The 14,377-nt window shown below is 46.3% G+C and carries 10 protein-coding genes, 2 pseudogenes and 1 riboswitch; of the genes and pseudogenes, 5 read left to right on the top strand and 7 right to left on the bottom strand.

Features of this window, described 5'->3' with window-relative positions; translation table 11 throughout:
- Positions 1–121: 121 nt before the first annotated feature.
- The gene (locus DT065_RS13870) at positions 122–2,992 is read left to right on the top strand and encodes a gamma-glutamyltransferase (RefSeq protein ID WP_114374390.1); all 2,871 of its coding nucleotides are present in this window, start codon (positions 122–124) and stop codon (positions 2,990–2,992) included.
- A 61-nt stretch (positions 2,993–3,053) separates the two neighbouring features.
- On the opposite strand, the gene fdhD is transcribed toward DT065_RS13870, so the two are convergent.
- Genes fdhD through fdhF form a run of 3 tightly spaced genes read right to left on the bottom strand, consistent with a single transcriptional unit; the run spans position 3,054 to position 7,449 of the window.
- Complete coding sequence (gene fdhD, locus DT065_RS13865) at positions 3,054–3,854, bottom strand: formate dehydrogenase accessory sulfurtransferase FdhD (protein ID WP_114374388.1); 801 nt, start codon at positions 3,852–3,854, stop codon at positions 3,054–3,056.
- A 6-nt stretch (positions 3,855–3,860) separates the two neighbouring features.
- Positions 3,861–4,511: a helical membrane plugin domain-containing protein gene (locus tag DT065_RS13860; protein WP_114374386.1), complete on the bottom strand. Its 651-nt coding sequence runs from the start codon at positions 4,509–4,511 to the stop codon at positions 3,861–3,863.
- Entirely contained in the window at positions 4,504–7,449 is a 2,946-nt protein-coding gene (gene fdhF, locus DT065_RS13855) for a formate dehydrogenase subunit alpha (protein WP_227002615.1), read from the bottom strand. Before fdhF ends, DT065_RS13860 begins: the two co-directional genes overlap by 8 nt.
- A 237-nt stretch (positions 7,450–7,686) precedes the next feature.
- Here fdhF and DT065_RS13850 point away from each other — a divergent pair, with 237 nt between their 5' ends.
- Together DT065_RS13850 and DT065_RS13845 are read left to right on the top strand one after the other, a co-directional pair.
- Positions 7,687–8,964: an L-lactate MFS transporter gene (locus tag DT065_RS13850; protein ID WP_227002613.1), complete on the top strand. Its 1,278-nt coding sequence runs from the start codon at positions 7,687–7,689 to the stop codon at positions 8,962–8,964.
- A 342-nt stretch (positions 8,965–9,306) separates the two neighbouring features.
- A complete protein-coding gene (locus tag DT065_RS13845; RefSeq protein ID WP_114374380.1) occupies positions 9,307–9,609 on the top strand; it encodes a hypothetical protein in 303 nt (100 codons plus the stop codon).
- A gap of 245 nt (positions 9,610–9,854) precedes the next feature.
- Here the strand turns inward: DT065_RS13845 and DT065_RS19615 are convergent.
- Positions 9,855–10,175, bottom strand: a pseudogene (locus DT065_RS19615) (LamB/YcsF family protein); the annotation flags it as partial.
- Between the two features lie 314 nt (positions 10,176–10,489).
- Positions 10,490–10,591: riboswitch (TPP riboswitch) on the top strand.
- A gap of 224 nt (positions 10,592–10,815) precedes the next feature.
- On the opposite strand from DT065_RS19615, the gene tenA reads away from it, so the two are divergent.
- Both tenA and DT065_RS13830 read left to right on the top strand, forming a co-directional pair.
- The gene (gene tenA / locus DT065_RS13835; protein ID WP_114374378.1) at positions 10,816–11,490 is read left to right on the top strand and encodes a thiaminase II; all 675 of its coding nucleotides are present in this window, start codon (positions 10,816–10,818) and stop codon (positions 11,488–11,490) included.
- Positions 11,491–11,616: 126 nt separating this feature from the next.
- Positions 11,617–11,844 (top strand): annotated as a pseudogene (locus DT065_RS13830) (aldehyde dehydrogenase family protein); the annotation flags it as partial.
- Here the strand turns inward: DT065_RS13830 and DT065_RS13825 are convergent.
- From DT065_RS13825 to DT065_RS13815, 3 genes are read right to left on the bottom strand one after another with little or no spacing between them, the layout of a single operon-like run.
- Positions 11,793–12,599: an MFS transporter gene (locus DT065_RS13825; protein WP_114374374.1), complete on the bottom strand. Its 807-nt coding sequence runs from the start codon at positions 12,597–12,599 to the stop codon at positions 11,793–11,795. The pseudogene DT065_RS13830 and the gene DT065_RS13825 sit on opposite strands and share 52 nt — an antisense overlap.
- Positions 12,600–12,603: 4 nt before the next feature.
- Positions 12,604–13,884, bottom strand: coding sequence for a TRAP transporter large permease (locus DT065_RS13820; protein WP_114374372.1), 1,281 nt, complete (start codon positions 13,882–13,884; stop codon positions 12,604–12,606).
- Positions 13,881–14,360, bottom strand: a complete 480-nt coding sequence (locus DT065_RS13815; RefSeq protein ID WP_114374370.1) for a TRAP transporter small permease — start codon at positions 14,358–14,360, stop codon at positions 13,881–13,883. Before DT065_RS13815 ends, DT065_RS13820 begins: the two co-directional genes overlap by 4 nt.
- Between the last annotated feature and the right edge of the window lie 17 nt (positions 14,361–14,377).

Genomic DNA, 14,377 nt, shown 5'->3' with positions numbered 1-14,377 from the left:
TAAATATTTTTATTTTTATTCCCAATATCTATATATATATTTATTTACTATTTTTATCCATCTCACATTGATGTTACTCTATTGGTAGTTTTTAATATTATGATAATTTAGGAGGGTTTGAATGAAAAAGCAACATCGTCAATTTGGAAGTTCACTCGTATGCACAGTGTTGATCGTTTCTTTATGGACACCTGCTTTATATGCCGAAGAATCCGGTGAACCTATTTCACACATGACCGGAAGCGGTGGAGCCGTGGCTTCTGAAGATGTCCATGCCTCCGAAGCCGGGATGGCGATTCTTGAACAAGGCGGAAATGCGGTTGATGCTGCCGTGGCTGTAGCGGCGGCTCAAGGAGTCACGAGACCTTACTCCGGCGGCATTGGCGGCGGTGGAATGATGCTCATCCATTTGACAGATGAAGACGAGCCCATCGCGATTGACAGCCGATCCATTACCCCGGCCTCATTTAATGACGAAACGTATATTAATCCAGAAACAGGGGAGATTTTCCCTTCAGCGATGAGAACCTCAGGCGGAAAATCGTTTTCGGTTCCCGGGACGATAAAAAATTGGGAAGTTGCCCTGGAAGAATACGGAACAATGACGTTTGCAGAAGTGCTACGCCCGGCGATTGACGTGGCCGAAGAAGGATTCGTCGCGGATGAAAATTTGGTACGGGAAACGACGGAAAATCAGGAACGCTTTAATCTTTTTTCCTCGACAAGAGACATTTATCTCAATGAGAATGGTTCCGCACCGGAACCCGGTGACGTGATGCAAAACCCTGATAAGGCTCATACTTATCAATTGCTTGCGGATGAAGGTAGCGAGGTTTTCTATGAAGGAGAAATCGCCGAGGCGATGGTTGATACGATTAACGACCCACCTGTCGTGGATGATCCAGACTTTGAAGCTATCAGTGGCGAATGGCTGACAGAATACGGGGTGCTGGAAGGCGATGTGACGATGGAAGACTTTGCAAACTATGAAACGATAACGAGCGAGCCGATCCACACGGATTACCGGGGCTACGACATCTATGGCATGCCTCCTTCTTCTAGCGGCGGCATCACGATTGGCCAAACGTTTAATATGCTCGAGCATTATGATGTCGAAAATATGTCCAGCACCAAGGCGTGGCATCATTTCATGGAAGCGACCCGCTACGCGATTGCTGATCGTCGGGAATACATCGGTGATCCCGTGCATACGGACGTCCCCGTCGATAAGCTGCTCTCCGATGCATATACTGAAGAGCGGATCACGAATATTGATTCGGGGCGTGCATCGATTGGCCAGGTGCCTCCCGGCAATCCCTGGTTGGACGATGACGAGGACTTCTTCTATGATTTCGCAGTCGAAGATGGCGCCGAATGGGATGCCCGTAAATTTCACAGAATCGATACCGGTCCCATGAGCGACCCTTTTGATGCCAGCTTTACGATTGAAGATGAAACCGGAAAAATTGACTTGAGCGACCGAGGGGAAGACAGAGGAAGCGCGTACGGACGGGCCGCTGCCAACATGGAGCCTGTGGAAGATCATGAAGTGAACTTACGCGTGCGCGCCGATGAAGAAGGATATGACCAACGCTTGCGCTTATGGCTGAACGGCGATGTATGGCAGTCGGGAAGCAGCATTCCGAGTAATGGATACGGGTTGGAAATCAATACGGAAACCGGGGAACTCGTCCTTCAACGCGTCATCGATGGTAACTTGGCAACCCTCGAACGTATCGATTATCCCGTGGAGACGGATTGGCACGACTTGCGCTTCCGGGTTGAAAATAACGAGCTTAAAGTAAGTGCCTGGGAAGTGGAGGACGAGGAACCCGAGGAATGGTTAGCCGTCCATGATTTGGCGGAAGACGACCAGCTGGATGAACCCCTCGGCCGCTTGATGATGAGCATGATTAATTTTGATTACGAGCAAACGCAAACGTTCTTCCTTGATCATATCGAAGCAGAGCCTGTAACCGAAGAGAGCGAGACGCTCGAGGAACCGAGCCAAACGAACGTCATGGGTGACGCAACACCGCCGGCTGAAACCACTTCTGTCGAAGAGGAAGCTCAAGGTGTACAGGCCGATAAAGAAAAACGCAGAAAAGATGAAGAGAACATTCCCGATGAATCAACGATTCACCTGGCTGTGAGCGATGACGAAGGCAATGTCGTAAGCTACACGACAACGATTGTATCGATCGGCGGCAATGGCATGGTCGTGCCCGGCTATGGCTTTTTATTAAATAACGCCGTGTATGGGCGAACGCCGACCGATTCTCCTACGCATCCGAACTATCCGCGCCCGGAAATGCGCTCTATGAGCAGCATGGCACCGACCCTTGTAATGGAAGAGGAAAAACCGGTGCTAACGGTAGGCGCTCCGGGAAGTGATACCATTTTAACAACCTTGTCTCAAATCATGATGAGTAATCTGGATTTTGACACGTCGCTTCCGGAAGCGATTGAACAGCCTCGCTTGTCGCAACGAAACAATTTTAACGCATTGGCTGAGTATGAAGAAAACTATCTGGATGCAGAAACCGAACAACAAATCGAAGAACTAGAAGCAATGGGCCATATCTTTACCGCCAATACCGCCGAGCAAGGCATTAGCGCAGCGATAGGCATTGAATTTTCAGACGATGGCACAGTGACCGCGGCCACTGAGTCTGAGCGGCGCGGAGGAGGAAGCGCCCTAGTAGAAAGCGAGATGGAAGATGAAAAAGGCAGCGCCGAAGAGATTAAAAGCTTAGTCGAAACCTTTGCCGAAGAAGCCGAATTCGAAAACGGGGACGCCGTCCACTCCCTAGAGTTGCATCTGACGTCCGTCGCTCACTTTGAAGACCAGAAAGAGGCAGAAAAAGTCATTAACCATATGAACGGATTCAAAGATTTACTTGACCATCAGCAAGCGCAGGAATGGATTTCCGATGATGTTTATGACACTCTGCTAGCGGAAGCCAATGCATTAATCGAGAAGTGGGAATAAGTTAAACAACCGGAAACGAAAAACGTTTCCGGTTGATTTTATCAGCCAAACACCAAAAATTTCACGGCAAAACGACACGTTCCGGCACGGTGTACACATTCAGCGACCCGGCGCGAATAAATCCGATGCTTGTAATTTCCAACTCCTTGGCCAATTCCAGGGCACGTTCGGTCGGAGCTGATTTGGATAGAACGACCTCGCAGCCGATTTTCCCCACTTTCAAGAGAATTTCCGATGAAAGCCGTCCGCTGAAAACAATAATTTTATCTTGCAACGAAATGTCGTGCTTTAAGCAATATCCATATATTTTATCGAGGGCGTTGTGCCTGCCGATGTCCATACGCATAAGAACGATGCCATCAAGCGTGCATAAGGCGGCGTTATGTACGCCGCCGGTTTCTTGGAACGTTTCCGCTGCTTGTTGCATGTCTGCCATTAGGCGAAAGCAATCATCCGGAGCGATGACCACCTGTCGTGTGTGCATGGTTTTTGTCGTTTTCACATCGGCGGCAAAGACAAAGCTTTGTCGGCTCATGCCGCAACAAGAGGTAATGTACCGCTTGTTTTGCATTTGTTGGTGCAGATGATCGATGTTTTTCGTCAAAGTCACATGAACATAACCATTTTTGTCGTCCACTCTTAGTTCTTTTATCTCGTTAAAACTGGCGATAATCCCTTCCGATGCCAAGTATCCAATCGCCATGTCTTCAATGTAATCCGGGGTACATACCATCGTCACGAACTCATCCCCGTTTAATTTTATTGTTACGGGATACTCGGCGGCGATGGTGTCTTCCTTCCATTCAGCACTACCATTTTCGTAGCGCAAAATTGCCTGAGAAGTTTGTGCCTTTCCTTTCATGTCTTATCACGACCCTTGCTTTTTGAAAATAAAAGGCAAAGCAAGCAATGAGACGCCGGCTGCGGCAACATACCATTTGTTAGACGGAGATGATGTGCGACGGGATACACGGGTTCCGGACACTGCTTTTTCCGAATCGTGTTGAAGCTTGGCGTCCCGATCCTCCATTTTTTCCCTATGTTCCTGATTGGCACCGAATCCTTTGAGGAAGGCCATGAGTACGTTCATGCCCTCAATGACTTCCGGGTCTTTCATGGAGCGAAGGAGCGCGGGATAGCCGCCCCCTTCTTTTCCGTAATGTTCGTATTCGGCCACTTGGGAGAACGCTGTATTCATCTTCAAGACGATCGGTTCGACTTCCTCCATATCGAGCTTTCCGAGCACACTGAACATGAGAAGCATATTTTTTATCGATTGCGTCGTATCCGCATTATCAACGGCTGTTACGAGTCTTTCAAGCACCGCGTCCCCTTCTTTTAGGAGAGCATTTAGCGTATTGAATACTTCCCAATCTTGGAGTCCTTTCATAATCTCAAACGTATCAGCGACCACTTCCTTATTTTCCAGGAGGACGCTTTCAATCTCTTCCCAATCACGCTGACGCAATTCTTCTTCACTCGGTTCCATGCGGTGGATGACTTTGGTCGCTTTAGCCATTATACTGGGACCTCCTTTCTTTCACGAGGTCGCCTGGGAAGGTGTAATCTTTGCGGGCCCATTTTTGTTCCACCGCTACCCCTTTTTGCGGTTGCGGATTGCCGTTGCGATGATTGATGTTCGGTAAGGGACTCTCGCCCTTCGGCTCAAGCACTTCCATTTTCGCAGACACTTCTTTATAAGCCGGGGTATCCGTATCCTTATCGGCATGGCTGCTTGTCAAGTAGTTGATTGCCCCAACGCCTGAGTCATTCATCGGCAAGTACACTTCTTTTCCCTTCACGCGATCTGTCACAATGCAAGCCACTTTGACGTTTCCGTAAGGCGACGTTAAGCGCACAACGGTTCCATCTTCAAGCCCGCGCTCTTTCGCAAGTTCCGGTGAGACTTCCAGAAAAACACTTGGGGTTTTTTTCGTAATCCCTTCGGATTTATAAGTCATATTGCCTTCGTGGAAATGTTCGAGTATGCGTCCGTTGTTCACGTGAAGATCATACTCGTCGCCAAACTTAAGAGGTTCCGTCCATTCGACAGGGTAAAGTCTTGCCTTACCATCCGGAAACGGAAATTCGTCCTCAAAAAGAAGCGGTGTATCCGTGCCATCTTCGGCAACCGGCCATTGCAAGCTGTTATATCCTTCCAAACGATCATAGCTGACGCCTGCAAACATCGGGGCGAGGGAGGCGGCTTCGTCCATAATCTCACTTGGATGCTCAAAATCCCAATTCGCTCCCATACGATTGGCGATTTCTTTAATAATCAACCAATCCGGTTTTGATTCGCCCAATGGCTCAAACACTTCATACAAACGCTGAAATCGACGTTCCGTATTTGTAAACGTACCGTCTTTTTCAAAACTCGGAGAGGCGGGTAGCACTACATCGGCAAACTCGGCCGTTTTTGAGAAAAAGATATCCTGGACAACAAAGAAATCCAACTTCTCCAACGCTTGCTGCACATAATTAGCGTTGGAATCGACGATGCCCATCTCTTCGCCTTTTAAATATAAAACATTCAGTGTTCCGTCGTGGATAGCGTCCACCATTTCATGGTTATTAAGCCCCGCGTGGGCAGGCAAATCAACGCCCCATCCCTTCTCATAGCGCGCTCGAACGTCTTTATCGGTGACAAATTCGTACCCCGGGAAGCGATCAGGCATGCTACCAAAATCACTGGCACCTTGCACGTTGTTATGCCCACGCAATGGATACGTTCCCGCGCCTGGTTTCATATAATTGCCGGTAATGAGCATTAAGTTGGAGATCGCCGTGCTCGTATCAGAACCTCCCCCGTGTTGGGTGATTCCCATTGCCCATAAAAAGCAAGTCGTATCCGCTTCATAGATCGATGTTGCGATTTCGATCATTTCTTCTTTCGTTAAACCGGTAACGTTTTCGGCATAGTCAAGGGTGTACGGTTCAAGGCTTTTGATATAATCTTTCAAGCCATTGACATGCGTATCCAAAAACGCCTGGTCATGCCAGTCTTGATCAATGATATATTTCGTAACCGCTGAAATCCAGACAAGGTCTGTCCCCCCTGCGGGCTGAACGAATCGATCGGCGCGATCGGCCATTTCATGCTTACGTAGATCAGCCACAATCACCTTCTGTCCATGCAGCTTTTGGGCACGTTTAACGCGTGTTGCCAATACCGGATGAGCTTCCGCTGTATTTGAACCGGTGATAATCACGAGTTCGGCTTTTTCAATGTCTGTAATTTGCCCTGAGTCGCCGCCATAGCCGACCGTTCGCCATAGGCCCATCGTCGCTGGCGATTGGCAATAACGGGAGCAATTATCGACGTTGTTCGTGCCAATAACGGCACGACTGAGTTTTTGCATGGCATAGGAATCTTCATTCGTACATTTGGAAGACGTAATAAACGCGAGCGAGTCAGGTCCGTTCTTTTCTTTTTCTTCCGTGAATTTGTTTACAATCAAGTCGTATGCTTCTTCCCACTCCGCCTCGCGGAACGCATCGCCTTCCCGAATTAATGGTTTTTCAAGGCGCTCTTCACTGTTCACAAAATCCCAGCCGAATTTTCCTTTTACACACGTAGAAATGCCATTTGCCGGGGCCTCCGTTTGTGGCTCGACTTTCAACACTTGGCGATCCTTCGTCCACACATCAAAGGAACAGCCGACTCCGCAATACGTGCATACCGTTTTCGTTTTTTCAATGCGATTTTCGCGCATGGACGCTTCCATGTCAGAAATGGTCATAAGCTGTTCATAGCCTGTTTCAACATTTTTCGTAATGTTGATCATCGGGCGCATGGAGGAATCCTTGATTCCTGTTAAAAAACCGGCTTCCCCTTCCATGCCCACTTCCATCATCGCGTTGCACGGGCAAACGGTGGAACAGTGGCCACAATTCACGCACGAGGATTCTTCAATCGGGGAGTCCTTGTCCCAGATCACACGCGGACGTTCCCGTTCCCAATCAATCGTTAACGTTTCCGTGACTTGCACATCCTGGCAAGCTTCCACGCAACGTCCGCAAAGAATGCACTGGTCCGGGTCGTAACGGTAAAAAGCGTTGCGATCCACTTCATACGGCTTATAGTTGAATGGTGTTTCTTGATGGCTTATTCTCATTTCCTTCACCGCGTTATGTATCTCGCAGTCGCCATTGTTATAGTCACATACCGTACAATACAGTTCATGGTTGCCGAGAATGCGATCCATTGCGATCAGCTGCGCTTCATGTGCCTCGTCGTTCGTAGCAATAGCGTCTCCGTCCTTCACTTTCGCAGAACACGAGCGCACCAACTCTCCGTTTACACTGACGATACAAGTATCACACGTTTCAATAGCACCCAGGCTCGGGTGGTAACACAGGCTCGGCACTTCGATGTCATGTTCGGTCAAAACATCAAGCACGCTCTGATTTTCCTTTGCTTGAAGACGGTTTCCGTTGACTTTTATTTCAGACAAGAAAAAGAACCTCCCTCTCCGTGTATTTTCTAACATATAACATTTTTTAGAAGCATGTGTAAAACGAATGGCTTATGATATCTTTCCCTGTCATGCACTTACATAAACTTTTTTTACCCCATATATAACTAAGATTACGGGATTTGTATGTTTTATTGTTATTTATCTGTGGTACGTATTCCTATATGGTTCATTATTTGTTCAATTTTTCATTTACATAAGGAAGGAGTGTTCATTTTGCAAGCAAACAAAAACCGTTGGTTGATTGCTGCATCAGCCATTGCTATTCATTTATCGATTGGTTCTGTCTACGCTTATAGTGTCTACCAAAATCCATTGAATGAATCACTTGGCTGGGACATCGGAGCGGTAACATTTGCTTTTACGACAGCCATCTTTTTTCTCGGTATGTCCGCCGCTTTTCTCGGAAAATTTGTCGAACGTAACGGCCCCAGCAAATCCGCCATGATCTCAGCCGTTCTTTTTGGAACGGGTACATTAGGTGCAGGTTTTGGGATACAGATGGAGAGTTTGCCCCTCTTTGTTCTTTTTTATGGTGTGATCGGCGGTGTCGGTCTCGGGATCGGTTACATATCCCCCGTATCCACGCTTGTCAAATGGTTCCCGGACAGACGCGGACTCGCGACGGGGATGGCAGTTTTAGGCTTCGGCGCAGGTTCTCTTATTACAAGCCCTGTCGCCGAATGGTTAATGGGCATGATTAGTATTCCGGCAACCTTTTATACGCTCGGGGCTGCTTATTTAATTCTCATGTTTGCCGGCGCCAGTTACATTGCACCGCCGCCGGCAGGCTGGGAACCGGCCAACATGAAAAAACAAGAACAGAAAAAGGAGGAAAAAAAGAAGAAAAAAGATACCCAGGGAGACTTGGCTCAACTCAATGCCCGGGAATCATTGAAAACGTTCCGTTTTTATTTGCTGTGGGGAATGATGTTTATCAACATTTCCGCGGGGATCATGCTTCTTGCTGTTGCCTCGAACATGACGCAGGCAATTACCGGGGCGGGTTCAGCCGCCGCGGCGACGATTGTCGGCATCATGGGTTTTTTCAACGGTTTCGGGAGAATTGGCTGGGCCAGCGCTTCGGATTATATCGGACGAACCAACACGTATATCATATTCTTCGTCTTGCAATTGGGCGCATTCATTCTCCTGCCGTTCACAACCAATGAAATCCTTTTCGCGATTCTCTTATTTATTATCATGACTTGCTACGGCGGCGGCTTTGCATGTCTACCAGCTTACATCGGCGATTTATTCGGCACAAAACAGCTGGGAGCGATTCATGGTTATACGCTAACCGCCTGGGCAATGGCAGGTGTTTTCGGACCGATGGCTGTTTCGGCAATCGTTGGGGCTACCGCTGATTATACAGGTGCCTTCGTTCTATTTATCTTTTTGTTGGCAATAGCGCTTGTGATGGCTATCCTGATGCATTTAAATATCAAACGCATTCGTAAACAGCAATCCGCAACAAGCGAAAGCACGACTTGAATTTTGTTGGCGGACGAACGTGTCGCGCGTGGGAATGCTTGCAAAGAGGGAAGGCTGTCGAGACGAATGTCGCGACAGCCTTCAAACATGAGATAAAACGAACCATGGACGATCGTCGCGGAGGAGATCTACGTCAACATAACATACCCTGTCATTTAAAATCAGCTGACCACAAATTGGAACGGATATTCTATAGGTGAAAAAGAATATGAATGATAAACTATACATAGTTGGGAAGGGGAGCGTTGACATGAAGAAATGTATTGCAAAAATTCAATCAATAGAACGTTGCACATGAAAGACAACCGACAGAAAAAATAAATCAACGAAAGGATGAACGCGATGAGTGACCATTTGTTAAAACAGATTCTTGCAAAACTTGATTCCCAAGAGAACGAATTCAAGGAATTTAAGAAAGAGATGAGAGAAAGATGGACAGGTCTAAAAGATGGATTTGTGGGAATCAACGAAAAAGTTGACAGACTAGATGAAACGCTCGCTTACAACACGCAAATGACAGAAAAGACACTGGAATACGCGGTGCACATTGATAAGCACCAGCACAAAAATGAACGGTATTTAACTGAGAAAATGGTCGAACACGACAAGGATATTTTTCACATCAAGGATAAATTGAAGATTTAGTGTTTTCAGAGTACAAGTGGCGTGTTTCGGAACATTCTTTCACGTCGTGAATATAGGAGTCGATGTCACCCACATCCCGTATAATACCAAGAAGTACTACGACCTCGCCGCCTTTACTTCGTACGGTTCAGCATCCCGTTCAAACTTCTTTCCCTAATAAGTGATCGCATTTAGCCTTTCTTCCCTTTTAAGAAAGGCTGTTGAGAAAAAATTCCCGACAACTTTCTAGCGAGCAACTCTCCAACCTATTCAATCGACCGAATGTCGATGCCTGCATTTTCTATTTTATGATGGACTTTTTTCGCGAACGGTAAGGCGTGGGGACCGTTCCCGTGGATACAGACGGTTTCGGCGAGGATGTCTACATCACTGCCTTGCTGCGAACGTACTTGCCCTTCTTCAATCATGCGAATGACCTGATTTCCTGTCTCGTCACCATCTTCGATCAAGGCGTTTGCTTCCCGTCATGATGTGAGGGTGCCGTCCTCCTGATACGTGCGATCGGCAAACACCTCGCTTCCCGTTTTCAACCCCACTTTCTCGCCAGCCTTTAAGAGCTCGCCACCCGGCCCAGATCTTACACGGTCGTAAATAAACCTGCTGATATGAACAAAACTGACCTGGCAGACATAGATGCCTCCTCTCCCCTTTTCTTGCCGGTATTTTCGAAAATAGCCCCTACTGCAATTGATCCAGTGCAATCCTATTTCACCCTCACGAAATGATTGTTAACCTGTTCCCCCGTGTATCTCCAATCAAACGCTCCCCGATGAAACAACGATGTGCATTATACAAACCTACTGGAAATTGAGGCGCGACATCCGCTGGATTATTTTCCAGGAGGATGCTATACTTAGAGATGCAAAATATTAATATCATAAAAAACCACTAGGGGTGCTTTAACTAGCTGAGAGAGGCGGAGCCTCGACCCTTATCACCTGATCCAGTTCACACTGGCGTAGGGAAGTGGGCGGATGACATCTATCGTCTATCTTACCACTTCTCAAAGGAAGTGGTTTTTATTTTGGTCTGAAGGTTAAAAAGAGGGGGGGAATGTAAACGCTCATTCAAAGGCATGAACGCACAGAGGAAATCATCAAGGTCTTCACTTCCAACGAACACATCGGCCAAGTTACTCAACTACTACGTACAAACACTGCTTCGATTCATCATAAAGTGATGCAAACAACTAAAGGAGAGATAAAAATGACATTCAGCAAACATATTCGAAAAAGTGCAGACCCTATTTGGAAAGCAAGCCATGAACATCCTTTTGTTCAAGGCATCGGCAACGGTTCCCTGGATGTGGAAGCTTTCAAATATTTTATGTGCCAAGATTACAAATACTTAATCGAGTACTCCCGCGTAATAGCAATGGGTTCTGTTCTTGCTACTGACTTGAAAACGATGGCTGGATTCGCAAAAGTCCTTGATGATACTTTGAATATGGAAATGGACCTGCACCGTTCTTACGCCGAACGACTTGGCATTTCCCGCGAAAAACTTGAAGCTACGACCCCCGGTCCTGTTACCCTTGCTTACAGCAGTTACATGATGGCCGAAGCTCAAAAAGGATCCGTTGCAGAACTGATCGCGGCTATTCTCCCGTGTGCCTGGAGCTATTACGAAATCGGCCTTGAACTCGCAAAAATACCAGGCGCCACCGAACACGAACAATACGGGGAGTGGGTGCGCATGTACGCATCCGATGAATTCGGCGACATTGGCAATTGGCTCATCACCAAACTTGATGAGCTCGCGGAAGGAAAAACAGAGGGGGAGCTGGACAGGCTGGAAGAGATTTTCCTGAACACGAGCCGCTTTGAATATATGTTTTGGGATATGGCTTATAAGCGGGAAGGGTGGCCGGTAGCGGGGTAATTTCTTAATCTTTATCGCTCATTCCGGCACGTTCTAATGATAAGCAACCTGACCCCTTTTATGAAAGGATCAGGTTGCTTCTTTTTCAAATTCAAACTGGATTTTTTTCGAGGTGATTGAGCGTGCAACAACACCATCTATGGCTTAGCAGCCTACCTATTTACAAGCGATGTCTCAACAGCGATCCGCTTAAGTGAACAGCTTGAATACGGTGTCGTCAGCTTAAACGATGGCGGTCCATCCGCCGTGCAAGCCCCATTCGGCGGATGGAAACAAAGTGGCATTGGACGTGAAGCAGATCATCAGGGAATAGAAGAATATCTGGAAACAAAATTTATTTCTCTCAAGTTATAGTTGCAAAGGGGCAATATCAAACCTGCAGGCAAACGTTCGCTCTGAATTAAGAGCGAACGTTTTCTTCTTTCCGAACTGGTTTTTCTGCAAATACGTACGGTGACATACCAAGCAAGCGGAGACTGCCATAACTTTGGACCACGATCTTCGTCCTTTCCTTCTTCTTTGGAGTTTCGTGTTCCCCGAAACTGCGTCGTCCATACTCCCATAGCCACTACTGCAATCACGCCCCAAACAGCAAACGCTCCTTGCCATTCTAACCCTAATTGTACGGCGAGCGGAATGCTAAATCCGGAGCCAATGGTCGCGAACAGACTCATAGATGTTGTGTAAACACCAGTCATGAGCCCAGTATGTTTTTCAAACTTTAATTTTACCAATCCCGGCAACAGAACGTTGCAGATCGCAATTCCGATTCCGATAATAGCTGTGCCCACAAATAATGTCGTAGGATAGCCACCTGACCGCAAAAAAATGCCAACAAGCAAAGTAAAAAGACCTGCGAAAATCGCCCATTCAATTCCCCATTTTTTCACGAGTCTTGGAGCGGCCATCGAAAGCCCAGCAAACGCGAGTAAGGGAAGTGTCGTCAATACACCCGCTTGGCTATTCGTTAATTGCAGATCATCGCGCAGGAATCCGATAAGCGGCCCAACACCTGTGATAGCAGGACGTAAGTTAAAAGCAACAAGAACAATTGAGAGTGTAGCCCTCAAGCTGTTAGAGATGCTGTTATCCGCATCTTGATACTTCACGCACTTAGTAACCTAACATCCTCGGAAGAAACAGGACTAAGTCCTCCCAATAGGTAATGACAAAGAGAAGGATAATAGACATAATCAAAAAAGGGATAATCGATATAATCAATCTTTCAAACTTAACCCTGGCGATTGAAGAAGCTATGAATAAGCCGGTACCCACAGGCGGCGTTAACAAACCAATGGTTAAATTGATAGAGATGATTATCCCGAAGTGAATAGGATCGATATCGTATATTCCTATTAAAGGCATAAAAACGGGTACGAGAATGACAAGAGCTGCGATTCCTTCAAGTACTGTCCCTAAAACAATTAACATAAGGTTAACCATAAGAAGAAAGATGAGAGGATTTTCTGATATAGAAAGCATGCCGTCGGCAATCGTTTGCGGTATTTGTTCAAATGCAATCATCCATCCGAAAGCACCAGCCATAGCGATCAAAAAGGTAATGGTCGAAGTACTTAAAGCTGTGTTGATGAATACATTAGAAAGATTTTTAAACTTAAGTTCCCTGTAGAAAAATTTCCCGATCAAAAAAGCCAACAAACAGCCAATGCCAGCGGATTCTGTGGGCGTAAACCATCCACTCAAGATTCCAAAGATGATAATAAATGGAATGGATAGTGCAGGCAGTACAGCATAAGCACTCTTTACTATTTCCTTCCCTGTCGCTCTTTCGCTTTTAGGAAAGTTGTATAAGTATCCCATAACAGCAGTTAACACTATGAAGCCAATTGCAAATAAGATCCCCGGAGCAATTCCAGCCATAAAAAGGGCACCAATGGAGGTTCCTGATAGAGATCCATAGATAATAAATATCATACTGGGAGGTAACATCGGCGCTATAATTGAACTGGACATTGTCAATGCAGTCGAGTAACTTCTATCATACCCTTCTTTCTCCATTTCAGGCACTAATGTTTTGCTCATCACGGCAATTTGGGCATTCGCTGAACCAAGAATGGAAGCTAAAAACATATTAGCGATTATCGAAACATAAGCCAGACCACCCCGCAGATGCCCAATGATCACTTTAGCAAATCTAACCAATCTTGACGTAATCCCTCCGCTATTCATCAACTCGCCGGCCAGCATAAATAACGGAATAGCCAAGAGGCCATAGTTTTCCAAGCTTGAAAAGAACTGTTGAGGGGTTGAGTCAAGCAGGGTCATTTCACCTACCGTTAGAAAATAAAGGACAGTCATGATTCCAAGCACCAGGGAAATCGGAATGCCCATTAACAGTAAAACGAAAAAAAGGAGAACCAAAACTATACTCATTCGAAATTCTCCTCTCTAATGAGGTTCATAGAGTTTGCCAACAGATGTACAGTAGCAAATGTCAAACCAAAAGGAATAGCGCTATATGGAATCCACATAGGTATTTGAGAAGCATTTGCACTTTGATTCGCCACCCCTTGTGAAAACACCCACGTATAACTGTAATAAAGCACAATGACCATAAAGCCTAACATGATCAAGTACCCAAGAATTAAGATTACCTTTTTCCATTTGATTGGAATTCGGTCAAGTAAAACAGTAACGGAAGCTTGGGACTTATACTTAAGCCCCAAACTCCCCCCAACAAAACTCATCCATATGAACAGAAAAATCGTTATTTCCCCTGCCCATGATAATGGAGTGTTTAGAAAATAACGGAACACCACAGCAGTAACAATAAGTACTGCCATTGTTAACACCAATAACGCTGCTATCAATTTTTCTATCTTAGCAAGGAAGTCACTAACCGCTGTCATTCTAATCACTCCTGTCG

This window comes from Salicibibacter kimchii (assembly GCF_003336365.1).
Lineage (GTDB): Bacteria > Bacillota > Bacilli > Bacillales > Marinococcaceae > Salicibibacter > Salicibibacter kimchii.
The sequence above is the reverse complement of the archived record's forward strand: the minus strand, read 5'-3'. Positions and strand labels throughout refer to the sequence as shown.